Source organism: Sphingobacterium sp. E70 (assembly GCF_019285695.1).
Lineage (GTDB): Bacteria > Bacteroidota > Bacteroidia > Sphingobacteriales > Sphingobacteriaceae > Sphingobacterium > Sphingobacterium detergens.
The window spans coordinates 5,752,928-5,776,671 of the sequence record NZ_CP079104.1; the positions used below are offsets into that span (position 1 = coordinate 5,752,928).

At 38.9% G+C, this 23,744-nt stretch carries 31 protein-coding genes and 1 pseudogene; 25 read left to right on the top strand and 7 right to left on the bottom strand.

What is annotated here, in order from left to right; all coding sequences use genetic code 11:
* The first annotated feature begins 139 nt into the window (after positions 1–139).
* From KUH03_RS41080 to KUH03_RS41130, 11 genes and pseudogenes are all read left to right on the top strand, one after another.
* Positions 140–1,198: an alpha-L-fucosidase gene (locus tag KUH03_RS41080; protein ID WP_257090356.1), complete on the top strand. Its 1,059-nt coding sequence runs from the start codon at positions 140–142 to the stop codon at positions 1,196–1,198.
* Positions 1,199–1,337: 139 nt separating this feature from the next.
* The gene (locus KUH03_RS41085; protein WP_257090357.1) at positions 1,338–1,547 is read left to right on the top strand and encodes a hypothetical protein; all 210 of its coding nucleotides are present in this window, start codon (positions 1,338–1,340) and stop codon (positions 1,545–1,547) included.
* A gap of 388 nt (positions 1,548–1,935) precedes the next feature.
* Positions 1,936–2,331, top strand: a complete 396-nt coding sequence (locus KUH03_RS41090; protein WP_257090358.1) for a hypothetical protein — start codon at positions 1,936–1,938, stop codon at positions 2,329–2,331.
* Complete coding sequence (locus KUH03_RS41095) at positions 2,310–2,657, top strand: alpha-L-fucosidase (RefSeq protein WP_257097815.1); 348 nt, start codon at positions 2,310–2,312, stop codon at positions 2,655–2,657. Before KUH03_RS41090 ends, KUH03_RS41095 begins: the two co-directional genes overlap by 22 nt.
* A 20-nt stretch (positions 2,658–2,677) precedes the next feature.
* The gene (locus KUH03_RS41100) at positions 2,678–3,181 is read left to right on the top strand and encodes an alpha-L-fucosidase (RefSeq protein WP_257097817.1); all 504 of its coding nucleotides are present in this window, start codon (positions 2,678–2,680) and stop codon (positions 3,179–3,181) included.
* 26 nt (positions 3,182–3,207) lie between these two features.
* Positions 3,208–3,420: a hypothetical protein gene (locus KUH03_RS41105; RefSeq protein WP_257090359.1), complete on the top strand. Its 213-nt coding sequence runs from the start codon at positions 3,208–3,210 to the stop codon at positions 3,418–3,420.
* A gap of 788 nt (positions 3,421–4,208) precedes the next feature.
* Positions 4,209–4,349, top strand: coding sequence for a hypothetical protein (locus KUH03_RS41110; RefSeq protein WP_257090360.1), 141 nt, complete (start codon positions 4,209–4,211; stop codon positions 4,347–4,349).
* Complete coding sequence (locus KUH03_RS41115; RefSeq protein ID WP_257097819.1) at positions 4,331–4,987, top strand: Ku protein; 657 nt, start codon at positions 4,331–4,333, stop codon at positions 4,985–4,987. The genes KUH03_RS41110 and KUH03_RS41115 overlap by 19 nt, the downstream gene beginning before the upstream one ends.
* 20 nt (positions 4,988–5,007) lie before the next feature.
* Positions 5,008–5,601 carry a DNA polymerase ligase N-terminal domain-containing protein gene (locus KUH03_RS41120; RefSeq protein WP_257090361.1) on the top strand — a complete coding sequence of 198 codons (594 nt, stop codon included), beginning with the start codon at positions 5,008–5,010 and terminating at the stop codon, positions 5,599–5,601.
* 82 nt (positions 5,602–5,683) lie between these two features.
* Positions 5,684–6,535 (top strand): non-homologous end-joining DNA ligase, encoded by an 852-nt coding sequence (gene ligD / locus KUH03_RS41125; RefSeq protein ID WP_257090362.1) that lies wholly within the window; start codon positions 5,684–5,686, stop codon positions 6,533–6,535.
* Between the two features lie 279 nt (positions 6,536–6,814).
* A pseudogene (locus tag KUH03_RS41130) lies at positions 6,815–7,449 on the top strand (hypothetical protein).
* 346 nt (positions 7,450–7,795) lie between these two features.
* Here the strand turns inward: KUH03_RS41130 and KUH03_RS49965 are convergent.
* Both KUH03_RS49965 and KUH03_RS41135 read right to left on the bottom strand, forming a co-directional pair.
* On the bottom strand, positions 7,796–8,059 hold the full coding sequence (locus KUH03_RS49965; protein WP_373564901.1) for a DUF2306 domain-containing protein: 264 nt from the start codon (positions 8,057–8,059) through the stop codon (positions 7,796–7,798).
* Positions 8,060–8,366: 307 nt separating this feature from the next.
* The gene (locus tag KUH03_RS41135) at positions 8,367–9,377 is read right to left on the bottom strand and encodes an AraC family transcriptional regulator (protein WP_257090364.1); all 1,011 of its coding nucleotides are present in this window, start codon (positions 9,375–9,377) and stop codon (positions 8,367–8,369) included.
* A 508-nt stretch (positions 9,378–9,885) separates the two neighbouring features.
* Here KUH03_RS41135 and KUH03_RS41140 point away from each other — a divergent pair.
* The 8 genes from KUH03_RS41140 (at position 9,886) to KUH03_RS41170 (ending at position 16,715) form a co-directional block, all read left to right on the top strand.
* Complete coding sequence (locus KUH03_RS41140) at positions 9,886–10,419, top strand: carboxypeptidase-like regulatory domain-containing protein (protein ID WP_257090365.1); 534 nt, start codon at positions 9,886–9,888, stop codon at positions 10,417–10,419.
* Positions 10,335–11,438, top strand: a complete 1,104-nt coding sequence (locus tag KUH03_RS41145) for a TonB-dependent receptor plug domain-containing protein (protein ID WP_257097821.1) — start codon at positions 10,335–10,337, stop codon at positions 11,436–11,438. The genes KUH03_RS41140 and KUH03_RS41145 overlap by 85 nt, the downstream gene beginning before the upstream one ends.
* 74 nt (positions 11,439–11,512) lie before the next feature.
* Entirely contained in the window at positions 11,513–12,703 is a 1,191-nt protein-coding gene (locus tag KUH03_RS41150) for a TonB-dependent receptor domain-containing protein (protein WP_257090366.1), read from the top strand.
* A gap of 32 nt (positions 12,704–12,735) precedes the next feature.
* On the top strand, positions 12,736–14,220 hold the full coding sequence (locus KUH03_RS41155; RefSeq protein ID WP_257090367.1) for a tetratricopeptide repeat protein: 1,485 nt from the start codon (positions 12,736–12,738) through the stop codon (positions 14,218–14,220).
* A gap of 258 nt (positions 14,221–14,478) precedes the next feature.
* Complete coding sequence (locus KUH03_RS41160) at positions 14,479–15,030, top strand: phytase (protein WP_257090368.1); 552 nt, start codon at positions 14,479–14,481, stop codon at positions 15,028–15,030.
* Positions 14,928–15,545 (top strand): phytase, encoded by a 618-nt coding sequence (locus tag KUH03_RS41165; protein ID WP_257090369.1) that lies wholly within the window; start codon positions 14,928–14,930, stop codon positions 15,543–15,545. The genes KUH03_RS41160 and KUH03_RS41165 overlap by 103 nt, the downstream gene beginning before the upstream one ends.
* A gap of 141 nt (positions 15,546–15,686) precedes the next feature.
* Positions 15,687–15,767 (top strand): hypothetical protein, encoded by an 81-nt coding sequence (locus KUH03_RS49970; RefSeq protein WP_373564902.1) that lies wholly within the window; start codon positions 15,687–15,689, stop codon positions 15,765–15,767.
* A gap of 555 nt (positions 15,768–16,322) precedes the next feature.
* Positions 16,323–16,715: a hypothetical protein gene (locus KUH03_RS41170; protein ID WP_257090370.1), complete on the top strand. Its 393-nt coding sequence runs from the start codon at positions 16,323–16,325 to the stop codon at positions 16,713–16,715.
* Between the two features lie 453 nt (positions 16,716–17,168).
* Here KUH03_RS41170 and KUH03_RS41175 read toward each other — a convergent pair whose 3' ends face one another.
* Positions 17,169–17,396, bottom strand: a complete 228-nt coding sequence (locus tag KUH03_RS41175) for a hypothetical protein (protein WP_257090371.1) — start codon at positions 17,394–17,396, stop codon at positions 17,169–17,171.
* Positions 17,397–17,814: 418 nt separating this feature from the next.
* On the opposite strand from KUH03_RS41175, the gene KUH03_RS41180 reads away from it, so the two are divergent.
* Entirely contained in the window at positions 17,815–18,669 is an 855-nt protein-coding gene (locus KUH03_RS41180; protein ID WP_257090372.1) for a hypothetical protein, read from the top strand.
* A gap of 215 nt (positions 18,670–18,884) precedes the next feature.
* On the opposite strand, the gene KUH03_RS41185 is transcribed toward KUH03_RS41180, so the two are convergent.
* The 3 genes from KUH03_RS41185 to KUH03_RS41195 all read right to left on the bottom strand — a co-directional run bounded on the left by KUH03_RS41185 (position 18,885) and on the right by KUH03_RS41195 (position 20,009).
* Positions 18,885–19,124 carry a hypothetical protein gene (locus KUH03_RS41185; RefSeq protein WP_257090373.1) on the bottom strand — a complete coding sequence of 80 codons (240 nt, stop codon included), beginning with the start codon at positions 19,122–19,124 and terminating at the stop codon, positions 18,885–18,887.
* A gap of 27 nt (positions 19,125–19,151) precedes the next feature.
* Entirely contained in the window at positions 19,152–19,577 is a 426-nt protein-coding gene (locus tag KUH03_RS41190) for a hypothetical protein (RefSeq protein WP_257090374.1), read from the bottom strand.
* A gap of 192 nt (positions 19,578–19,769) precedes the next feature.
* A complete protein-coding gene (locus KUH03_RS41195) occupies positions 19,770–20,009 on the bottom strand; it encodes a DUF3885 domain-containing protein (protein ID WP_257090375.1) in 240 nt (79 codons plus the stop codon).
* Between the two features lie 104 nt (positions 20,010–20,113).
* Between KUH03_RS41195 and KUH03_RS41200 the strand changes: the two genes are divergently transcribed.
* The 4 genes from KUH03_RS41200 to KUH03_RS41215 all read left to right on the top strand — a co-directional run bounded on the left by KUH03_RS41200 (position 20,114) and on the right by KUH03_RS41215 (position 22,328).
* A complete protein-coding gene (locus tag KUH03_RS41200; RefSeq protein WP_257090376.1) occupies positions 20,114–20,797 on the top strand; it encodes a hypothetical protein in 684 nt (227 codons plus the stop codon).
* Positions 20,791–21,162, top strand: a complete 372-nt coding sequence (locus KUH03_RS41205) for a hypothetical protein (RefSeq protein ID WP_257090377.1) — start codon at positions 20,791–20,793, stop codon at positions 21,160–21,162. Before KUH03_RS41200 ends, KUH03_RS41205 begins: the two co-directional genes overlap by 7 nt.
* Before the next feature lie 84 nt (positions 21,163–21,246).
* Entirely contained in the window at positions 21,247–21,708 is a 462-nt protein-coding gene (locus KUH03_RS41210) for a hypothetical protein (RefSeq protein WP_257090378.1), read from the top strand.
* Between the two features lie 38 nt (positions 21,709–21,746).
* Positions 21,747–22,328: a S41 family peptidase gene (locus tag KUH03_RS41215; RefSeq protein WP_257090379.1), complete on the top strand. Its 582-nt coding sequence runs from the start codon at positions 21,747–21,749 to the stop codon at positions 22,326–22,328.
* A gap of 136 nt (positions 22,329–22,464) precedes the next feature.
* Here KUH03_RS41215 and KUH03_RS41220 read toward each other — a convergent pair whose 3' ends face one another.
* Positions 22,465–23,004 (bottom strand): ClbS/DfsB family four-helix bundle protein, encoded by a 540-nt coding sequence (locus KUH03_RS41220; RefSeq protein ID WP_257090380.1) that lies wholly within the window; start codon positions 23,002–23,004, stop codon positions 22,465–22,467.
* Positions 23,005–23,156: 152 nt separating this feature from the next.
* Between KUH03_RS41220 and KUH03_RS41225 the strand changes: the two genes are divergently transcribed.
* Complete coding sequence (locus KUH03_RS41225) at positions 23,157–23,654, top strand: Rpn family recombination-promoting nuclease/putative transposase (RefSeq protein WP_257090381.1); 498 nt, start codon at positions 23,157–23,159, stop codon at positions 23,652–23,654.
* Positions 23,655–23,744: the final 90 nt, after the last annotated feature.

The window sequence follows — 23,744 nt, forward strand, 5'->3', positions numbered from 1 at the left end:
AGCAAATCCATTCCTTTAATCATATAATACTATCTATAATAACTAATTAAAAATGAAGTCAATGATAAATCGTTTAACGGTCTACGTGTTACTTGCATCAAGTATATGTTTACAACCTAGGACGTTATTTGCGCAAGAAATGGACAAAATGTGGGGAGATAAAGCCGTCACCACAAAAAAATCACAAGCAGACTCAGATAAAGGAAAGCGCTTCCGTGAGGGGAAATATGCCATGTTTATTCATTGGGGGTTGTTTTCGCAATTTGCGAATAAGTGGAACGGGAAGACCTATTATGGTATTGGCGAATGGATGATGGATAAAAATATGGCCAATCTGACAACGGCGGAGTATGCGCCGATTGCAAAGGAATTCAATCCTGTGGACTTTAATGCCAAAGCCATTGTTCAGCTGGCTAAAAATGCGGGAATGAAATACATCATTGTTACTGCTAAGCATCATGACGGATTTGCGATGTATGATTCAAAGGCCAGTGATTTTAACATTGTCAAAGCCACACCCTTCAAAAGGGATCCCATGAAGGAACTCGCTAAAGCTTGTGCGGAAGCGGGAATGGGGTTTGGATTTTATTACTCCCACAATCAAGACTGGACAACACCCTATGGGACAGTCTTCAATACGAAGGACAACTTGGATCCCAAATCATTTGAGAGTTATTTTAGACATAAATGTTTACCTCAGGTGGAAGAAATAACCTCGAATTATGGTCCCATTGAATTGGTCTGGTTTGATACACCCGGCGATATGAAAAAGGAGTATATCGAAGAATTGGTTGCTGTGGTTCGCAAAAATCAGCCGAATGCTTTTGTTTCGGGCCGGGCTGGTCATGGACTGGGGGATTATAATACGCTTGGTGATATGGAGATACCATTAAGTAATGTAGATGGTTTATGGGAAGCCGTTGACGTCAGCAACGATGCATGGGGTTATGCCTGGTACGACAACAATTGGAAGGATCCCAAAGAAATTCTTAGACGTCTTATTTCAACGGTAGCCCGTGGCGGTACGTACATGCTAAACATTGGGCCAGATGGCAGGGGAAATGTTCCTCACCAGCAGCAGAAAACATTGCTGGCCGTTGGCGAGTGGCTGAAACGCTATCCAGATGCAATCTATCAGGCTGAGGCATCTCCTGGAAGCATGCATTGCCCTGGGGCGATATCACAAAAAGAAGAATAAGCTATCGCTAAGTGTTTACAATTGGCCAAACACGGGTAAATTATATATCCCAGGGTTACAAACGGCTATAAAGACTTCGAGACTCCTAACAGGGAAAAATACGATTCCTTTAAAGCATTATACTGAGCAGGGCTGGACAGTGCTGGATATACCATTTGCTCCCGGCGATCCATTGGTTTCTATTATCGAATTGGAACTTTCTGGCGAAGCTAGGGTAGACCCAAGTTTAGCGCTCGATCCGCAGGGCGTTTCTACCTTCGCCGCTGAATTCGCAGAAACCAGTGCTGTGAAAAAATTCCGAAAGGGCTGGATGGAAAAATTCGGGAATGGAAACATGTTACCCAAGTGACAGAATGGACAGACCAAGGTACAGCTACGTGGACGATAAATGTACTTAAGCCGGGTTATTATCAAACCGAATTGGAATATAGTGGTGAGGAAGGCTTGTTTGGCGCATAGATCAGAAAGGCGGACAAGCTGTACAGAATCAACAAAATTCATCAAATATCTATACCTGGCAGCCTATGGGTTGGATGTACTTTGCCAAACCCGGAACTTATGAGATTGCAGTTTCGTTAGTGGAAGGAAAACAAAAATCTACAAGTTTAAGTGGCTTACGGTTCTCTCCGATACGATTTTAATATGGATTATATAGCTTCCAAAAAATTAGCTAGTTAAATTCATCCTATGAAGTAAATAGGTAACTAAATAGTTCTGCATTTGATATTATATAAACAATGAAAAAAATACGGTTATTGGTCCTGGTTTTTATAGCCATGTATCATTCCTCCTGGGCGCAGTGGTCTGTTTTGATGGATGATAAAAAGTATAATGAAACGGAATTTTTCCTCTACCAACGTTTTACGCAGAAAGAATGGGATGCAAGCAATTTTGCCAAGCCGGAAGATATGAAATGGTTTTTGGACGCACGCTACGGTATGTTTGTTCATTTTGGTCTCAATTCCTACGTGAATAAAGATATGAGTTGGCCGATAGTCCGTAACCGCAAAATGCCAGATCATGGACAGGAGCCTATCCTGACCAAGCCTGGCAGGTTGAGTGGCCTTCCAAATTCAAACTTGAAAAATTTAATGCAAAGGAATGGGTCAATATCGCACAGCGCTCGGGAATGAAGTATATGACAATTGTCGTTAAGCATCATGATGGTTTTCATCTATGGGATACCCAATTCTCTGATTTTAAAATTACAATTACACCTTTTGGCCGAGACTATTTAAAAGAATTAATTGATGCCTGCCATGCCGCAGGTTTGCCGGTTGGGCTCTATTATTCGCAGCGTGACTGGTATCATCCGGATTATGAACCTATAGATACCAATACAGTCCATTCTATTTCCGATCCGCCGTATTATGAGTCCCTACCGGGCAAACGTGTAACAGCAGGGGCAAAACATAAAAATATATTGACTATCAGTTCAAAGCGATTCGAGAATTACTGACTAAATATGGTAAAATTGATATTTTCTGGTTTGATGCAGTCAGTTGGGGTGGGATGTTTACCGCGGAGATGTGGGATTCCGAGCGGTTGACGCGCATGATCCGAGAATTACAGCCTGGGATTGTTATCAACAATCGGGCAAGTCTTCCCGGAGATTTTGATACACCAGAGCAGCGCATTGGCATGTATCAAGAACGACCCTGGGAGAGCGCAATGACCTTAAATGGCAGTTGGGGTTATGATCCGGAGCATAAAATAAAACCGGTTAAAAATCTGGTTCGTGAAATGCTGACTGCTGCGGCAGGCAATGGCAATGTATTGATAAGTTGGGGTGCAAAATTTGATGGGGCCTTTGACAGTCCGCAAATTGACAGCTTGTTGGCAATAGGTCATTGGTTAAAACAATATGGAGATTATTACTATGGCACCAGAGGTGGTCCCTGGATGCCAACAAAGGAATATGGTGCCGTTCATAAAGCAAATAAAGTATATCTCTATCTTTTGATCAGGCCATGGAAACGATAAAACTTCCCATCTTAAAACATAATCGTTTGCGCCGGTTTCATCGTGTAGGTGATGATAAGGCGTTGAACTGGAAAGAGGCAAATAACAATTACGTGTTTACAGACATCAAAACGACTGACCCTATTGTACAGATTTTTGAACTTGAATTCGATAGCCCAATTCAAGAAACTGTCGGGGACAGGACTTACTCTATTTTTGATTCCCCAACATATGGTAAGTTGATCTATGAAAAAAGCTGAATAAAGTGCCTCGCAGGAGAATTACCGTTGATTTAAAAAAATCAGTAAAGTAACAGGTATTGGACTCTATGGGAATATTGAAAATTTAATAGTAGAATATAGCATCAACAATCAGGATTGGGAAAAACTTTCTGTAAAGCAAGGTTTGAGTCAACAAGAATTGAGTCTGAATAGCTTTATGGCTGGGATGCAGGTTCGGGTAAGGAAATACGCTATCTGCGTATATATGGTAAACCAAACCCGGAGGTGAATATAAAGATCTTTTCGCAATAATTTGTCTGCGTTTAAGTTGTACTCTTTCAATTATCTCTTATTGATACCTCTGCAGATTGAATTGAAAAAAAATTAACAAGTGGGGATCGCACAAGCCCTTTTGTTGAAAGTTTATCTTCAAAAATCCCCAATTTTTCGGATACAAATCTTTAGCATAATTCAGAAATTCATCAGTACTTTTATCATATAGGAGTTTAGGTGCTCAGTCTCATATAATTTTGATTCATAGCAATAATTATTATTGCCTTAAAGAACTGCGATCTTCTGTATCCTACACTAAAGATGATTAAGTATAAAGACCTTTCTCTAAAATTAGTCAATTTATTTCATCATGAAATCTTCTGATGCATCTGAGACAATGAACACTGCGAGATATTATATAAAAATGTAACACAATAAAACTTTTCCCTAGAAGGACTTGTTTCATATCTAGTTATCAATGGTAAACGGAGTGGGGGCAATGGACAGATAGGAGGGGTGATGAGGATTGATGTTGTACCTTAAAAACAGAATATATGAGAGCGATCTGGAATGGAGCAATAGGTTTTGGCTTGGTAAATATACCGATCAAGCTGTACTCGGCCAGTGAATCGAGTACCTTGGATTTAGATATGCTGGACAAAAAGATTTCAGCAATATCAAATACAAAAGGGTAAATGAAAATACCAATAAAGAAGTAGCTTGGGAAAATATCGTAAAAGGCTACAAAATAGAAGACAAATATATCGTATTGGAGAACGCGGATTTTGAGGCAGTAAGTCCCGAAAAATCTAAAATATTGAGTATTATTCAGTTTGTAAAAGAAGAAGAAGTGGATCCGGCACTTTTCGAAACGCCCTATTTTCTGGAGCCTCAAAAAAATGGCGAAGCGGCCTATAGATTATTACTGGAAGCATTAATGAAAACCAAAATGGCGGGAATAGGTTCATTCATTCTTAGAGAAAGGGAAATCCTATGTATGATTCGTCCTTACGAAAAAGAGGTCCTGATGGTGAACAGAATGCGGTATCCTGAAGAAATGAGAAATTATAGTGAATTGAATATTCCATCAGGTAAAGCACCAAAACCCGAAGAACTGAAGATGGCAGAAACCTTAATCAAATCATTAGCAGAAACTTTTGATCCCTCAAAGTACCGAGACACCTACAATGAAGACCTGTTGAAAATTATCCAACAGAAAGCAAAAGGTAAAAAGACAAAACCTAAGGAGATCAAAGAGCCAGCTGGAAAAGCGGCGGATCTTATGGCAATGCTAAAAGCTAGCCTCGAATCTGGAAAAAGAAAAGTGGGATAGATTAATTTAAGTTTTTCAATATGCCATTAGAAGAATATCATAAAAAGAGAGACTTTAAGGCTACTTCCGAACCGGAAGGTAAACAGAATGAAAATGCCACAAAATTAAAGTTTGTCGTTCAACGCCACGCTGCAACACGTCTGCATTACGATTTCCGGTTGGAAATGGAAGGGGTTCTTAAAAGCTGGGCCGTTCCCAAAGGCCCTTCCCTTAATCCATCGGACAAGAGATTGGCCATGATGGTGGAAGATCATCCCTACGAATATAGGACATTTGAAGGAAGCATTCCCCAAGGAAATTACGGAGCCGGAGAAGTTGAAATTTGGGACGAAGGAACTTATGAACCATTAGAGAAAATAGCAGGAAAAACCGACGATTTGATCATGCGTGCTGAACTGCACAAACAATCTCTAAAAGTTGTCTTACATGGTAAGAAGCTGAAAGGCGAATTCGCGCTGGTAAAAATAAAAAATGCCGCAGAAGAAAATGCATGGTTGCTCATTAAGCATAAAGACAAATATTCTGTTTCCGAAGATTATGATGCCGAAGAACATATCTCAAAAAATTCTAAAGTCACAGCTTATCTTCAGAAGAAGACCAGCAAAAAAAAATGAAAATACCGAAAGTCTGAAGCATTATAAAAATTATGCGCAGGCACTTTCTCAAGAAAAGAAACTGCCCGGTTTCATCAAACCCATGCTATGCAAAACGACCGAAAAGCCTTTTGATGACAAAGATTGGGCTTTTGAAATAAAATGGGATGGATACCGAGCTATCGCAGATATTCGGAATGTCAACATTCAGCTATATTCCAGAAACGGACTGGATTTTTCGACATCCTTTAAAAAAATTGCTGGTGCGCTCAAAATTCAAACGCATGAGATGATACTCGATGGTGAAATCGTTGCCTACGATGATAAAGGAAAGCCCAATTTCCAATGGTTACAGCGCATAGGGGAACAACACATAGATCTGGTGCTGATATATCAGGTTTTTGATCTATTATGGCTGAACGGGCATTCTACGGAAAACCTTTCTTATCTGCAGCGAAAAGAATTGCTAAAAGAAGCCTTAGTGCAAAATGAAATTATCCAGTATCATGATCATATTCTACATAAAGGGAAAGATTTCTTTCGGGCTGCTAAAGATATGGGACTGGAGGGTATTATCGCTAAAAAACTGGACAGTACATATAAAGAAAATATGAGAAGTTCGGAATGGCTGAAAATAAAGATTCATAAAAGCGACGAAGCGGTGATCTCTGGGTTTACAGAACCGAGGGGATCAAGGAAACATTTCGGATCACTTATTTTGGGAAAGTACCTGGAGGATGAACTGGTTTTCTGTGGGCATACCGGCACAGGCTTTACGGATAAACTCCTCCTAGATTTATATCAGAAAATGCAACCACTGATTGTGAAAGAATCGGCATTTAAAGTAACGCCTAAGACCAATTCCAAAGCTACCTGGCTCGATCCTGAGTTGGTGGCTGAGATCAAGTTTAGCGAGCTTACAGCAGATCATATTTACCGACATCCTGTTTTTTAAGATTAAGAGAAGATATTGATCCATTAGATGTAAAATTTGCGACAGACCTACCTGATAAAAAAACTAAAATGGAATCTAAAACACCGAAAAAGGCCCTGAAAAAGATCAAGTAAAGAAGATCGGCAAACAACAGGTCACCCTTACCAATCAGAACAAGCTGTATTTTCCCGAAGATGGAATTACTAAAGGGGATGTTGTTGATTATTATCAGCGTATTTCCAAGTTTATTCTGCCACATCTTAGAAACCGCCCCAGTCACTCAATCGTTTTCCAAATGGCATTGGAGGATTAAGTTTTTATCAGAAAGATGCGGACGAACATACACCTGATTGGGTCACCTTACAGAAAGTGTTTTCTGAAAGCAATGATAAATACCTCGATTATATCATTTGTAATGATAAAGAAACACTGGCTTACCTCAATAATTTAGGCTGTATTGAGCTTAATATATGGACCAGCCGAGTACAAAAGCTGAATTTCCCGATTATCTGGTACTCGATCTTGATCCTTCCGAAAAAAACACATTCGAGGATGTTATAGAAACAGCGTTATCCGTAAAGGAAGTATTGGATGGGGTGGGGATTTCAGGATATCCAAAAACTTCAGGAAGCTCTGGTATTCACGTCTACATACCTATGGGAGGAAAATACACCTATGATCAGGTAAAAGATTTTGGGCATTTACTCATGCAGCTGGTTCAGGAGAAACTTCCCGATCTTACCACATTAGAAAGAAGCCTTCAAAAAAGGCACAAAAAGAAAATCTACCTGGACTATCTCCAAAATAGAAGAGCACAGACTTTGGCAAGTGTGTACAGCATACGTCCAAAAGCAGGAGCGCCAGTTTCTGCTCCTCTGGAATGGACTGAAGTCAAAAAGGTCTTCGCCCAACTGATTTCAATATCTTCAATATAGCAGAACGGTTGAAGGAAAAAGGAGATTTATTCAAGCCCGTATTAGGAAATGGAATTGACCTTCTGAAGGCGCTGAGCAATTTTGAAAATCAATCCGATTTATAGATTTCCAAATTATTGTGAAATATTGCTAGTAAGCTAATGAGATGTGTGATTTTCGCTGGTTCGAAAATAAATTTAGACTCATTATAATGGGGATGTATAATCCTAAAGGGTCATATCCATATTCCTATCTTATATTACTTTGCTAGACTTCTGAATCAAAAAATAAGCAACAGCCAAATTTGGAATCCAGCACCACCATGCTACAACAATATATGCGGTTTCAAAATCACCTAGTATTGCATTTAGGAAGGGAGCCAAAGTCTTAGTGTAACAGCTGCAAAACAACAAGCATAACTATAAATTATCATATTCCTGTGTGGTAGCAATTGACGCCTCTTGATAGATAGAAATGCCATTAAAGTTGTATAGAACCAAATAACGCTAAGGGTCATAAAACCAAAAGCCGCATACAGTCCTGCTGTTGTATAAAAAGCAATATGAAATCCTGCAACCGAACTCAATAAAACAGCGGTTATGTATACTTTACCGATTTGCCTGTGAAGCATGACATTTTTGTTTCTGATTTTGTGGTTGAATTGAAGCCATCCAATAAGCAAGGCAAGCCCCCAAGAATGATGTGCGTATAGAAACTCAGATTCCAAAACGGATTAAGAAAAACCTCCTCAGGTTTAGTTTTCAATACACCTGTTTTACTTTCTCCTATAAAGTATAAACTTGGATAAAGACCAATTATGAGTGCTAATACAGCCATCAATAACCATAATATTTTTCTTAGCATTTATGTGCAATTTGAGCTTCAAAAGAAGTAATAATCCATCTCTCAATCGCTCCAAAAGGTAAGGTGATACTTTTTTATATCCGATTACTTAATTGTATTTTTTCTTGTTGACAAAATTGTGTTGGAGAAAGTCCAGTTGCCTTCTTAAAATTTCGGTTGAATGATGTTTTAGAATTAAATCCTACTTCGAATGCCAAAGAGAGGAGTGTATATTTGTTATTTTCGGGCAATATAACAATACGTTGAAACTCTTTGACACGAAAATCATTGATGTAGTCATAGAAGTTTCTTTGTTCCATTGAATTAATTACCTGCGATAAGGTATTACTATGAATATTTAGTCGTTTTGCTACTTCACTCAGGTTTAGTTCGGGTTCTCTAAAAAGTCTTTCTGTTAGCATTAACAGGGTTAATTCTTGGTGAATCTTTAACATCAATTCATCGCTAATAGGTGTTTTCTGATATTTAATTTTTTCATTGCCATCAGGATTTTTAATCTGAGGATCAGACATTTCCTCTGTGTTTTCGGCTTCTATTGTATCAGTACTAATCGTTATTAATTGATTATTGAAAATGCCAACCTGTTTTACCCCGAAATAACCGATGAATAAAACGAATAAATCAACTAGAAAAAAAGTGGAAATATCGTTTCCGAATATAACCGATATCCAAATAACAGTCATTCCAATAGTGAGATATACCAACCAGTCCAGATTTATTCTTTCAGAATAGGAAAATTGTCGTTGGATATTGATATGGTGTCTTTTTAGTAGTAATAGCGAAAAAGATATATAAATTATGCCTGAAGGTATGATCGGGATCTGTATGGCTGAAACAAGATTTTCATATCCAAAGCCATGATTTTGATATACTATGATCTTTTGCTCAAATGGAAGGATAAGAAAACCTGACAATAAAAGAAATGCCACAGATACAGGAATGAAATGGATAGACCAATGTAACTTTCTACTTCTTTGATTAGTTAAAGTAGCAACGTATAAATAAAAAAATGGACTATGAACAAGTGGCAACGGGATTTCCATTCCCAGAAAATAAGGGAAATCGAGATAAATACCTGAAACCAATAAATAATAGCAAACTAAATGAAAGGCAATTACAATCAGCCATAGCCCTAAAATAAAATCAGCAACTGATTTGCCCTTTTTGTAAAAAGAAGCGAGGCGAGAAAAGATGAAATAACTATTCCTATAATGTGAACCATTTATTTTTTATATGTAATATTGCTTATAACGTTTTTTTCGACGATTTTACATGCCAGTTGATATGAGCCTCTCCAAACACTTGAATCACAGTTTCATATTCACCTCCGCGCTTAGGGAGTTTATTGTTCGTTGAATTTAACTTTTTCTTATTATTAAGACAATACAATGTTAATGGATTTTTTGAATATTTATAACCAACTGTTAGTTAGTTATTTATATCAAGAACCGGTACTGTTGCTTCTGTTTTGTTAACGGCTTGTTTATGGGTGGTTCCTTTTGTAACGCCATTTTTAGCAAGGTTGATTGGCATAATTTCCAATTTCGTATCAGTCCATAAGGATCGCGAAATTCTAAACAATTAAGAGCAACTATGAAAACACTTTTTACATCAGTACTTGTCTTTTTCACTATGCTATTGTGCCAAGCGCAGCAGGGTAGCGGTGTCATTACAGGCAAGGTTATGGAGAAGATCACAAAAGTTTCTTTGCCCGGAGCTACTGTAAGATTAAATATTGGCAATAGATATACGATCTCCGATCAGACCGGAGATTATGAATTTTTAAAAGTACCGGTAGGAACTTATACAGTTGAAGTCGTCTATATGGGCTACCAGCTACAGCGTCAAACGGTTACTGTAGCCAGAGGTGAGAATGCAACGATCAATTTTTCGCTGGAGGATGCCTCACACAGGATGGATCAGGTAGAGGTGATGAGTGATCGAGTGCGGGGACAAGCTCGAGCACTAAATCAACAGAAAAATAAATCAATATTACCAATATTATTTCTTCCGATCAGGTCGGACGTTTTCCCGATGCCAATATCGGCGAAGCTTTACGACGTGTACCAGGCATTACCATGCAGAATGATCAGGGTGAAGCCCGTAATATTATTATTCGCGGCCTAGCACCTGAACTTAACTCCGTGATGCTGAACGGAGATCGTATTCCTTCAGCCGAAGGTGATAACCGACGCGTACAAATGGATTTAATTCCTTCAGACATGATCTCCAGCATTGAGGTCAACAAAACCTTAACTTCTGATATGGATGCCGATGCGATTGGAGGATCTGTCAATCTGATTACCCGCGCCTCACCCAATGGTGAACGGATTTCAGCTACCCTGTCTTCAGGGTATAACCCGATTCGCGATAAGGCGCTTTATACAGGTGGATTTGTCTATGGCAACCGTTTTGCTAAAAGCACGATCGGTATGGTATTGAGTGGTTCTTATAATAACAATATATACGGTTCCGACAATGTTGAAGCAGTCTGGGCAAAGGATGAGTTTGGTAACGCTTTTATCGAGGAGACGGATATTCGGAAATATGACGTGCAGCGGATTCGCCGTAGTGTGGCAGCGGCTTTTGATTTCAAGCTTGGTCAGAACCATACCATTTTTGCCAATGCCATGTACAATTGGCGGGATGATCGTGAAAATAGATATCGTATGCGTATTGACGATATTGAACCGCAGTACGATGAAGGTAATCAGATTACTGGTTACAAAGGCCGGATCGGATTCCAGACCAAAGGCGGGATTGATAATGACCGTAACAAGATGGCACGCTTAGAGGACCAACGTGTACAGAATTATTCCTTGCGCGGCGAGCATCTACTTGCTTCAAATCTGGATATGGACTGGACCGTGAGCTATTCCAAAGCACGTGAATACCGCCCAAATGAACGCTACATGTTATTCCGCCAGAGCGGTCGGACCTTTGATTTCGCGGGTTCGAGTGAGTTTCCGGTATTTAATGCGGTGAACTTTGATGCCAATGCCGTCGGTTTGAATACCATTTCCGAAAATAATGACCTGACCGAAGAAAGTGAATTGGGTGCCAAATTAAATTTTAGATTACCACTTTCCGTTGTTGCCGGCCAAAAAGGTCGCTTGCGTTTTGGGGCGCCTACGCGTGAAAGATAAGGACAGAAATAATATGTTTACAACATATTCCCCATCAACAGCGCGCTGATTCCAAATTTAGGATCTATTCTAATGTGTTTTTTGATGGTAAAAATTTCCAGGCTGGCGAACAATATGTTCCCGGATTGTTTGCCAGCAGAGCTTATTTGGCCAGCTTAAATTTGACAAATGGTAAAGTATTTACAGGCGAAGAAGATCCGACAGAATTCTTAGCCCTAAACTATTCCGCCAAAGAAAATATCTATGCTGGCTACCTTCGCTGGGACCAAGATATAAACGATAAATTGTCTGTTATTACCGGTTTACGTCTGGAGCATACCAAGATTAAATACACGGGTAATATCATCGAAAACGAAGAAGATCTAGCCGGCACACGTAGCTCAAAAAATAGCTATACCGACCTACTACCTAGCGTCGCTGTGAAATATCAGGCCAAAGAAGATCTGGTTTTGCGGGGAGCTTTTACGACCGCCTTGGCTCGTCCCAACTATTATGCACTAACGCCTTTCGTGGGTATAGTGGCAGGGGATGAACAGATCACGGCTGGTAACCCTAATCTCGATGCCACCAATGCGTACAATTTGGACTTCATGGCGGAGCAGTATTTCAAGTCCGTAGGACTTTTGTCTGGAGGGTTGTTCTACAAGCGGCTGAATAACTTCATCTATACCTATGCCGACCGCGCCTATACGACTGAAAAGTTTGCCAATGATTTTTCTGATCTGGCCAATCCGATTCCCGCAGGTGAGCAGTGGGCATTTACACAGAGCCGCAACGGTGAAAGTGTCAATGTCTATGGTTTCGAGGTCGCCGTACAGCGACAACTGGATTTTCTGCCAGGTAGATTCTTGAGCGGCTTCGGTGTTTATGCTAACTATACGTTCACCAAATCTAAAGCAAAAGGCGTAGCGAACAGTGATGGCGAGTTGCGTGAGGACATGACCCTGCCTGGTACAGCACCTCATATGTTGAATGCCTCCCTTTCCTGGGAAGATAAACGTTTTGCTGCACGGATCTCGGCAAATTATACCGCCGCTTACATCGATGAATTAGGTGGGGATGCCTTTGGAGACGCGTTCTATGATAAGCAATTTTTTCTTGATGCAAATGCATCCTTTAAGGTGTCTAAAGTCGCCCGCTTTTTTGCGGAAGCAACCAATTTAACCAACCAGCCCCTGCGTTATTATCAGGGTGTGTCGAGCCAGACACGGCAGATGGAATACTATCGTCCAAGGTATAATTTCGGGGTGAAGTTTGACTTTTAAATAAATAATGAATAGCGCAGTATGATAAAAAGTTGATTGGCTTATTCGTGATAATATTTTGTGCAAGGGAGACTTCCTTTGCACAAAATACAGCCTCCATCCATGAGATTGCAGAGGACTTACTAGAAGAACGGGAACCACAACGCTCAGATGCGCTATTTATACGACAAGACGAGCTTTTTAAGCAGGCCCGAGCCAATGGAGATTTGCTACAGGAGGCCCGAGCATTGCAGCGCATGGGCCAGATTTGTTATCAGATGGGCTTATTCACACAGTCATTACACTATCATCTCAAAGCTGATGAGATCTTTAAGTCTGATAAAAATGAACAACAGACCGCGGACAACCTCAATGATCTGGCACTACTTTTTCTTTTAACTAAACAGGAAAACGATGCCCGGCAAAGCTATTTTAAAGCTTTGACAACCTTTCAGCGCCTGCGCAACGAGAAGGGTATAGCACGAACCTACGCCAACATAGGGCATTTTTATGAGAAAATAGTCAATTATGATAGTGCCTATTTCTACCAAGAAAAAGCAATGGAAGTGTTTGATCGTATTGGTGATGCCGAAGGAGTAGCCTTGGTACATGAAAACCTCGGGAGCATTTATGAAGACAAATTGGAGTTAGATAAAGCCTATTTTCATTTTTCCAAAGCCTTAGTCTGGTTTGAGCAAGGGAGCAATACCGAGATGCGCATTGATGTGTTTAATAATCTAGGCGATGTATACCGCAAGAAAGGCAACTACAAGCAGGCTTTATACTATACACGACAGGCTGAAGTCTTGGCCAAAAATACCAATTCGTACAGTAGACTGAGTAGCGCTTATCGGGATCTTGGAAAAACCTATAATTTTTTAAAACAGAGCGATAGTACTTTTTCTTACCTGGAACTGAGCCGGGTTTATTTTCTCAAATCCTATTCAGAAGAGAGCAAAAATCAGGAAGCCCTATTAAAGGTAATCTATGGCCTGGATCGAAAAGAACTGCAGCTCGCTGAGATGGAGCAGCAGGAGAAGATCTCCTGGGCGATCTACCTTGTTTCGGGCATTGTTGCAACATTTTTTATTCTGGCTGCAGGCATTATTATCCGAAACCAACGGCACCGGATGCGACAGGAGAGCCAAACGCGTTTGCGTGAAGAAGCAATCCTGAAAACACAGCAAGAACTTCTGGAAATTGATCTAAACAACAAAAAATTACAGGCGGAACAACTGAAGGAAAGTGTACATAACAAAGCCCGTGAGATTACGGTACATACACTACAGTCTATTCAGAAGAACCAGTTGTTGGAAGATATCGGTGTGACCTTGAAAGAGATGATCAAAAGCGATGGGCGTAGTTACAAAAAAGAATTACGTAGTTTATTGAATAAGATCAATCAGAATTTTCACAAAGATAACTATTGGGAAGATTTTAGACGGATTTTCGAGGAAATCAATCACGATTTTTTTGATAAACTCCAACAAATTAATCCTGGCCTTTCGGCGACCGAGATCAAATTTATCTCCTTATAAAACTCAATATGAATGGGAAGGATATTGCAGCCCTTCTAGGGGTTTCGAGTGATAGCCTCCGCGTGTCACGATATCGCCTCCGAAAAAAATTAAAACTGGAGCAGGGCTGCAGTCTAACAGCCTTTATTCAATCCATTTAATAGGTAATGTTGCTTTTTGTTGCTAGCAAAAGGTCCGTTGTTCACTATTTGTAACGGTATATCTAGGTGTAATTCAATATAAAAGTGGCATTTTGGCCTACACTAAAGTAAAAGAAATATGAACAATTTGAGAACATTATTTTTCACACTACTAGTCTTATCACTGGCTGCATGCAAGAATAAACAACAGTCCAAAAATGCGGGTAATCCGGATACCTTACAGACGACCGTGATCACTGACAAAGTACAGCACGACACAGATGATCCTGCTATCTGGATCAATCCAGTTGATGCAAGTAAAAGTCTTATTATCGGTACAGATAAAGACAAGGATGGTGCCCTATACGCCTTTGATCTTTCAGGCAAAATCGTGAAGCGTGTGGGCAATATCCAGCGACCTAATAATGTGGATATTGCTTATGGCATGACCCTGAATAGTAAAAAAATTGATATTGCAGTCACCACAGAACGTGAAGCTAATAAAATCCGGATCTTTACTTTGCCCGATCTCCAAGCCATCGATAATGGTGGAATTGACGTTTTTGTGAACGAGCAAGATCGCGCTCAATGGGTATTGCCCTGTACACGCGGCCTTCGGATCAAGCCATTTTTGCCGTTGTCGGTCGTAAGTCTGGACCACAGGACGGGTATTTATGGCAATATGAGCTAAAGGCTGTCAATGGAGCGATTACAGGGACTGTGGTACGCAAGTTTGGAAAATACAGCGGTAAGAAGGAAGTCGAAGCCATTGCCGTGGATAATGAACTAGGGTTTATCTACTATTCCGATGAACAATTTGGTGTGCGAAAGTATGTGGCCGATCCAGCAGCAAAGGACGACGGCGAACTTACTGTATTTGCACAGGAAGGCTTTTCTGCCGATCACGAGGGGATTGCCATTTATAAAACAGGCGCAACCACAGGCTATATTTTGGTTTCCAACCAAGGATCCCAAAGTTTTATGGTTTACCCTCGCGAGGGGAGCAACAGTGATCCGGACCGCTATGAGCTGTTAGCAGAGATTCCGGTAAGTGCGATGGAGACGGATGGAGCAGATGCAACAAATGTTAATCTAGGTCCCAATTTTCCACAGGGAATTTTTGTTGCCATGAGTACGGATCGAACCTTTCACCTATATGATTGGCGATTACTGCACAAAAAGATCTTGGCGGCAAGCAAAAAATAATATTATAGGTTTTACCTAACCTTGCTAACATCTTCACTTTTAGGAAGGATCTGTCTTATCTTATTTGAGGTAAACTGATCCTTTTTTTTATTTCACAGCTGAATACCATCACGGACTTTCTGAGCGATAACCTGGCAGCCTATGCAAAACACTTATATTGAACGGTTCAATAGAAGTTATCGCAAAGAAATTTTGAATGCTTCTCACACGTATAATGTTTGAATACGCGGATTTGAAAAGAAATCCCGCGGATTGTAAATGAAATAACCCTATCATTTTTATTTTGTGTAAACTTGAATAGCAAATCTTTATAGAATTAAGAGAATTACTGTTTTATGGAGTATTAGAGACCGAAAAAATAAGGATACTTAAAGATCAGATTTGTATAACTGCTATTTATTATAGGTTCAACTAATAAAGGATCAAAAAGTAAGAATTTGTTTGAATTTCTTGCTGAAACTTCACAGCAGCTATTAGGACGGCTTTAAAAATGTTCAAGAAATTATTTCAAAAAAACCGTACCTGCGGAGCAATACTTAAAGCTGCCCCAAATATAGTTGCCGAAGCTATTTTTTAACATGATGGAGTAGCTACCGAAATTTAAATACATTCCAATGGACATAGTAAAACACATTCAACAACATTATGATAATCTAGGCGTAGAGCTTAGAAAACTTTCGATCGAACAAATAGCGAATTTGAAGCTGGCAGTATTTGGTTTTTACTTTCTCTTACCCAATTTTGAAGAGGTTATTAAAAAGTATATCCAAATCGATATTGATAAAAAAAAAGTTAATTGTTGACATTAAAAATAAAAATGTAGCAGATTATCGAAAAGCGATTGAAAAAAGCAACGCTGAAACTGACGAATATGCAGATGATTTTGAAGAGGCCGAACCTATTGAAGTTTTTATATTGGAAGCCTTTGCCGACGCCACTTCTGATTTAGATGATGTAAAAAGTTTAGAAAGATTATTTTATGGAATTATTGACGCATTGGATTGCTATGAAAATTTTTCAGATAATCCTGAATATTGGAATAATTTGGTGGAAAAAGAAATTATCTTTCAATTGGAAATACTGAATATTATAAAAAATCAAGATATCTTCGATATTTCCATCTATCAAAAAAATATATCAATGTCACTTTTAATGAGCTTTAATAAATAAACTTTATGATCTCACACCTCGGGCCAAACCGATTGCCCTAATATCTTAACAAGCATCAGCGAATAAAATCATTGTTCACGTTTGCAATGCCATTGGCAGCGACGGAGGCAAATGTTTAAGCGGGAAAAGATCAAATCAAAATAGAATAAGTTTAGCGAAAATACCGTATGCTCTCGTATGGCTTTACCAAAAGCTTGATCTTCATAGTCTTTTTATGACCTTGAAGAGCTGCTAGAAAAGCTTATAAGGTGTTGGCATAGTTCTTCATTCTACTAGGTTCCCTCCACTGCTAAATATATTCAAAATCAGTAAATGAAAAAAACTATTTGTGAATTTGATTTTGCATCCTTATGGGGAGATGAAATTCATAAGGATAATTTGGATGTAATAACTATATATAGCCCAGCTGCTATAGTTATAATTGCGGCAATAATAAGTTTACTAAATTGTATTTCAAGAGCGATCGTTAATTCTCCTCAGCTTTTTCATAATATAAATAATTCCAGAAGTTCCGCCGGAGCCGTTATAGTTATCAGTTAGATCGAATGTATTTACTAATTCATAGCCAATTTTAGACATATAGTTCAATATAGAGGCATACGACTTTTTATTGGTCAATATTTCGGAAAGCTTTTCACCTTCCGCGATCTGTTCATCTGAGTCACCTAAGTCAACTTTCACCTTTAGTTTTTTTGATAGGAATTTTCCTTCTACACGTATATAGGCATACGAGAAAGTGTTATGTATTTCATTATTTGCAGAGTTGGTAGTGGATTGGGCGAAGCTACTACTTAGGCAACAGATAGTAAGTAAAATAATTAGAGATAATTTATACATAATCGATTTTATTTTAATAATAAGACCATTGAATTTACAAAAGAGGATTTAAATAGACAAAATATATAACTCAGTAACTATAATTTCCATACCTATTTTGTACCTTGATAGCACATGAATAATCTAGCTATAAGGAAGTCAAAATATTATAGGTAATAATTGAGCTTACAGGACAGTCCTGCAGATTGGGATCATTTTTTTGCACTATGGAAGACGCGATTGAATACTGTCAAAGAACTAATAGACATATTATGAAACTCTGATGAAGAAATTATATTTGATCATATTCGCGCTCTTTGTGCTGCTTATTGTCGTTCTTCTTTTCAGCCACTTAATGGTTGCCATTGTACCGATTATCGGTGCAATTATAGTTTGGTTTGCCTGCAAAACTTCTATCAAGCTTATTAAGACTACGGTGACACCGATCAATGCCGTTAAGGAGGGCTTAGTTAAGTTACGCGGTACGATCACCGCTCCCGAAACCTTTACCACGCCATACTTTAAGCAAGAATGTATTGGCTACCATTATAAAAAGGCAAACGTAACTTACGACAGTGAAACAGGTACAGAACATGAAAACAATGCAACCATTGAAGAAGAATTTCAGGACTTTGTTATCAGGGATAGTACAGGAACAATCAAGGTGACTTCACAGCAATTTAACCTCTCATTTTTACCAGTTAAAACAGACACAGTTCATAACATCAAATATGGAGAGGATGATATAAAACACAGCGAAAGAACGCTAAAAAAAGGGGATACAATTTCGGTAATGGGCTATGCACAGAAAAGTGCAGATGAAAGTTTCGAAATAATTGAGCAGCTCAATAACCCTGTGGTGATCAGCAATGCTGCTTTCGAAAATAATAGCCGAAAATCATTCAAGGTTTTCAAGTATCTATTGCCTTACATTTTGCTGATGTACTTTTCGGTCAACTATTTTGTGTTTTTTGCTCCAGTAAAACACTGGCCGCAGAATGATGCCTTAGTGGTATTTGGCTTCTTTGGGGTGCCTATTTTAGGGTTGATATTTGGTATTATAGGCAAAAGAGGAATTGGATATCTCAACGTATCTTTTGCTGTTTTAGGGGAACACTTCTTCTCGTTTCTTTACTAACTTTTCCTTTGTTATGCCTACTTCTTATGACTAAAACAGCATTGTACACTATCGTTTGTGTATGGCTTTGCGTTTTCATTTCTATCTTACTGGGGGTAGGCATCAATCACAAAAAACTGACCGATCTCAACGAATAAAATCTCAAGACAAGTCCAAATCTGAGATTTAATGCAAATTTTATTTTCGAATATACTCGATGTAGCTTTTGATGTACATTACCTTGATTCAGGTGTATTCCATTGTGGGATGCCGATAAACATCTCGTTTATAAATTGTTCTGTATATCGCTGCATCCCGGCTTCTTCCTTGTCAAAGTAAGCCTTTATATTTGAGCAAACTTTAGGATTGTAGCAAAACTTGACTCGCAGGTTTTCAACCCATTCGGCCCGGATTACAATAGTAATCAACCTTTTTGTATAACGGGCCAAACCATTCACGATGATATCTTTGCTCATTCCGGCAAACCAATCAATTTATCGCAGTCATGAGTTGTCATCGGGATTGTACTTCCTATGATGTATACCTATTGCAACTCCAAATCCAACAAGTGTGGACCATATGATGACAATACTTTCACGGCCGTTTAGGAATGTGAGTTTAGATAGGGGATGGGCGTGTAAATAATCTGCTATTGGCCACACCAGTAAAGATAGCCCAGTTATTATCGCCATTGAAAGCCAAAGCTTTGGAAAAGTCAGGATGACATTTGTACTTAGTGTAAATAGTATTGCAGCTAGCGCCGAACCAATATACATGGTATACAATCCCATTGGGAAAAGGATAGATACAGTGGTGCCAACTGTGATGACAAAGATGACAATACTCAAAAAACAATGTAGCAATATACCGGTCAATTTTTTTGGAAAACTGATCTTATCAAAATTACTTAATGACACGGCTAATGACATTAATATGGGGATAAGGATAAGTGACCAGTCCCATTTAATGCAAACTAAAAAAATTATGCTTGCCAAAATGCAGCAAAGCGATGTCATAGCTATTCTGATAATTTGCATACACCTATTTTTAGATTTAAGTTCCTCAATACCGATCCATTTTTCCTTCGTACCAATTTACACAAACAAAATTGTAATCTGATTTTATAAGAAGAGCTTTTCTATTTGTGCCCTGTCATAGTCAAGAATCCAGTTTTTGTGGTTTTCGTCAATTGGTTTCAGTATTTCAATATTAGTAGCGACAAGATCAAGATCTCTGTCATTGTACCTATTAAAAAGAAGTTTTTTATTGATGTTTAGAAAGTAAATCTCTTTGTTTGAAATTATATGATTATATGCTAACCTCGGGAATCTTGAAGGAAAGTCCTGATTTGCAATTGCCAATAATACGCTATATTAATTCAGAACCTTTGACTTCTAATTTAATATTATTTAACGTTACAACATAAGTATATTGTCTATATTGTATTCGATAATAAACCTGTATTATGAAGAAAATAATATTGTCTTTTCTGTTGACCTTTGTTTTGACTATTTTACTTTCAGTTTTTACCTATGCGCAACAGATCAAATCCTATAACGTTGATCAGCAGATTATTAAAAATGGGCTGCCGGCAGGTTGGTTCTTAGCGGAATCCCGAGGCTATTCTTTCACCATTGAAAGACATAGCAAGGACGCCGATAAAACACAGTTAAAAATTAGCAGTGTACGCGATAGCAATGGGTATTCAGGTGTTTTGATGCTGAATATCCCTGAAAACCTAGAAGGGAAGGAAATTGCTTTTGAAGGAAAAATCAAGACAGAGCATATAGCTCCTGATGGATTCGCCGGATTATTTCTCCAATTAAAACCCAAAGTAGACGTCGAGAATATGGAGTCCCAGAAATTGAATGGAACACATGACTGGGAAACATTTGGTGTCAGGCTTAAGTTAAAACCAAAGGAGACACGGAGCATTGCCATTGGGACCTTTATCGTTGGTAAAGGGACAGCTTGGTTCGCCGATCTTACCCTTAAAATAGATGGTAAGGATTATACGAAGGCGCTGCAATACCCAAGCATAAACAAAGCAGATACTATTTATAATTTCAATTCACAGTTGAAGGAAATTTCATTAACGAATGATAATATTGCTAAGTTAGCCCATACAGCTCAGATCTGGGGATGTTAAAATATTTTCATCCTGCCGTTACTTCGGGGAAATGGGATATGGATACGGAGCTTTTCAAATTTATTCCGAACCTGTTGGCAAGTAAGGATCAGGCTGCTACCGAACACCTTTTGAGTGAATGGATCCAGCATTTTGGTCCCTTTCAACCATCTGTGGAGCAATCGACCATTGCTGCAGAAAAAATTGCAGCAGCAGCCAACAATGAATGGATAGATAAATTGCCCTATTCCAATAAGCTCAAAGAAAAGCTTACAGCGCTGTCCCGTGTGATACCAGTAGTGCCGGACCAATATATAGACTATTTTGAAGGTGTCGGCAACCCCAGTTTCATGAATACAGCTATAAAACTCTGTTCAGCTTTCTGACGTAGGTTTTCGACTTTTGGGGTTATTCCGATATTGGAATGCCATGCAATATTTTAACCCTAACCAAAAGCTCTCCGCACAACCATGGGATCAAGTATTGACAGATTTTATACCGCTATTTGTCGGAGCGAAAACCAAAGCATCGCTGGATGGAACTTATCTCAAGCTTTTTCAAAAATCAATGATACCCACGCATTTTCTTACCTTTCAGACTACTATCATAAAGATATATTTGGTCCACGTGCTGTAGGATTTAAGAGCGGTTTTATTCAGAACCAGTTGGTGGTCACAGGGCTGTCAGATGATCAGTTCAAAACTGGGCAGGAGTTACAGCTCGGCGATATTATTATGGAGATTGCTGGAAAGCCCGTTTCAGGTATGATTGATTCATTGAGACCATACGTCGCTGCTTCCAATGAAAGTGCACTAATGCGTGACCTTCCGAGTCGGATGTTAAGAACTGCAGATTCCCTATTAATGTTGAAGATTCACCGCGAGGGTAGGGAATCGGTTTTTATATCCCCACACGTACTATCGAATCAATAAAATATACGGATGCAGAACCCAAGCCCGCGATCCGGAAAATGAAAGACGGCATTTTGGTGGTCGATATCGGTGTCTTTAAGGATTCAGATACCCAACGGCTAAAAGATAGCCTGAAAGGACAACGTGGACTTATCTTGGACTATCGTAATTATCCTTCGGCGAGCATGCATGACGAATTGCGTAATATGATCTTTCCATTAGAAAAAGACTTTGTAATATTTTCAACGAGTAAAGGTATGCCTCCCGGACAGTTTAAATACACGGATCCAGTCAAGGCCGGAGCGGTAAATCCGAAAGCTTTTACCGGTAAAGTCGTTATCTTAATTAACGAGCGCGCTCAGAGCGCATCTGAATTTCAGGTGATGGCATTTCGTACTATACCCGGATCTATGGTTGTTGGCTCTCAGACAGCGGGAGCGGACGGCAATATCAGTTGGATTCCACTTCCACTGGGCTATTCAACAGCTTTTTCGGGTATAGGAGTATATTATCCTGATAAAAGCGAAACACAGGGGATAGGTATTGTACCCGATAAGATTGTATATTCCACTATTGAGGGGATACGGAAGCATCAGGACGAGGTACTACAGGCAGGTATTGATTTGATAATAAAACAATAGGCAAAAGTTCTCATCCCATCCGATCGCACATACAACAAAGCAATTTACTTCCGCAAGTCAAGATCATTATGAAAATGGAAATAGGGATAATTAATCTTTATGCAATCCGAAGTAATCAGGATTGATTTTCAAGTTTTTAAATCCTGCCCATTTGGGCAGGATTTTTATTTGATGTTATGTACTTTTTCCACTTACGAATCCTACCTCTTGCATTGGTATAAGGCGAAGACGTGTTAAATTGGATCATTCTCCCCAAAGTCCATTTCTCATACCAGGAAACCTCATATAATTCAGTATTAGATTTTTGCTCAATTAGATAAAGAATTTTAGAAACCGTTTCATCTGATTTACTACACAATGTATTGAAGTCAATGCCTTCATAATCTTTGTAAAACTTCTGAGCCAACTTGCCGAGTTCATTCCACTTATAGCCTGTTTCAGGAAAATCTATTGGCTCATTAATATCTTTTTTGCGATTCCATTTAAGCACCAATTCTCCCCATCCAATCAAATAAGAAACAAGATTATTGATACTCATTGTAGTATCTTTTGCATGTCCTTCTAAATCTGCGATGTTAGTTAATTCAACAGGTATGGTCGATAATTCATTTTTCAGCTTGTTGTAATTCGTTTCAATAGCTTTTCGTAATTCTTCTTTGTTAACTGGTACAGCCATAATCGGGCGAAATAGATTTTTACCAAATTTACAAAAGCTATTAAAGAGTTTACTTAAAATAAGAAATGATTTGCTTTCGCATATATACCATTTTAAGACGTGTTGGCGAACGTTATTCCAATTGTACAAATGTAAAATATTGGGCATTGCAAATGAAACCCCAATTATCTGTTGCGCTCTGTGACAAATTGACCAAAGAAATATTTTATGATAAATTAGGATATAAGATGATTTCGCTTCCATTGTTTAATAAACAGCCAGAGGAGCTAAAGACAGTTATGGATCAGTGGTTGTATTTACTTAAACACTTGAGCACCATGGATAGATTGCCATCATTTTTGGATAAAAGAATATTTGGTCTTATCTTTGAGATAGGAGAGATAGGTAAATTAACGGAGGAGGAACTCATGTCATACGAAGCAAGTTTAAAACATAAGCGTGATGCTGAGAGCGTATTCAATTCGGCTAAAAAATCCGGAGAAGCATTAGGCCACGCTAAAGGTTTGGCAGAAGGTAAAGCTAAGGGTTTAGCGGAAGGGGAGCGTAGAAAAGCACTTGAGACTGCTAAAGCATTTAAGGAAATGGGGCTACCCACAGCTGATATTGCTAAGGGTACAGGGCTTTCTGTCGAAGAGATCGAAAAACTCTAGTACATCAGGGCTGGCATGCCTATCAATGAAACTTTACTTGCAGTAGATTGGAACCGTAACAAGCATACCAAACTTTTTGGTTTAGATTTT

Coding starts and splice junctions, on each gene's coding strand:
- KUH03_RS41165 (WP_257090369.1), top strand. CDS start 14,928: ATGGGTATTGCCCTGTACACGCGGCCTTCGGATCAAGCCATTTTTGCC.
- KUH03_RS41160 (WP_257090368.1), top strand. CDS start 14,479: ATGAACAATTTGAGAACATTATTTTTCACACTACTAGTCTTATCACTG.
- KUH03_RS41210 (WP_257090378.1), top strand. CDS start 21,247: ATGGGATCAAGTATTGACAGATTTTATACCGCTATTTGTCGGAGCGAA.
- KUH03_RS41180 (WP_257090372.1), top strand. CDS start 17,815: ATGAAGAAATTATATTTGATCATATTCGCGCTCTTTGTGCTGCTTATT.
- KUH03_RS41140 (WP_257090365.1), top strand. CDS start 9,886: ATGAAAACACTTTTTACATCAGTACTTGTCTTTTTCACTATGCTATTG.
- KUH03_RS41200 (WP_257090376.1), top strand. CDS start 20,114: ATGAAGAAAATAATATTGTCTTTTCTGTTGACCTTTGTTTTGACTATT.
- KUH03_RS41080 (WP_257090356.1), top strand. CDS start 140: ATGGACAAAATGTGGGGAGATAAAGCCGTCACCACAAAAAAATCACAA.
- KUH03_RS41110 (WP_257090360.1), top strand. CDS start 4,209: ATGAGAGCGATCTGGAATGGAGCAATAGGTTTTGGCTTGGTAAATATA.
- KUH03_RS49970 (WP_373564902.1), top strand. CDS start 15,687: ATGCAAAACACTTATATTGAACGGTTCAATAGAAGTTATCGCAAAGAA.
- KUH03_RS41090 (WP_257090358.1), top strand. CDS start 1,936: ATGAAAAAAATACGGTTATTGGTCCTGGTTTTTATAGCCATGTATCAT.
- KUH03_RS41190 (WP_257090374.1), bottom strand. CDS start 19,577: ATGTCATTAGCCGTGTCATTAAGTAATTTTGATAAGATCAGTTTTCCA.
- KUH03_RS41120 (WP_257090361.1), top strand. CDS start 5,008: ATGCCATTAGAAGAATATCATAAAAAGAGAGACTTTAAGGCTACTTCC.
- ligD (WP_257090362.1), top strand. CDS start 5,684: ATGCTATGCAAAACGACCGAAAAGCCTTTTGATGACAAAGATTGGGCT.
- KUH03_RS41215 (WP_257090379.1), top strand. CDS start 21,747: ATGAAAGACGGCATTTTGGTGGTCGATATCGGTGTCTTTAAGGATTCA.
- KUH03_RS41205 (WP_257090377.1), top strand. CDS start 20,791: ATGTTAAAATATTTTCATCCTGCCGTTACTTCGGGGAAATGGGATATG.
- KUH03_RS41185 (WP_257090373.1), bottom strand. CDS start 19,124: ATGAGCAAAGATATCATCGTGAATGGTTTGGCCCGTTATACAAAAAGG.
- KUH03_RS41220 (WP_257090380.1), bottom strand. CDS start 23,004: ATGGCTGTACCAGTTAACAAAGAAGAATTACGAAAAGCTATTGAAACG.
- KUH03_RS49965 (WP_373564901.1), bottom strand. CDS start 8,059: ATGCTTCACAGGCAAATCGGTAAAGTATACATAACCGCTGTTTTATTG.
- KUH03_RS41225 (WP_257090381.1), top strand. CDS start 23,157: ATGAAACCCCAATTATCTGTTGCGCTCTGTGACAAATTGACCAAAGAA.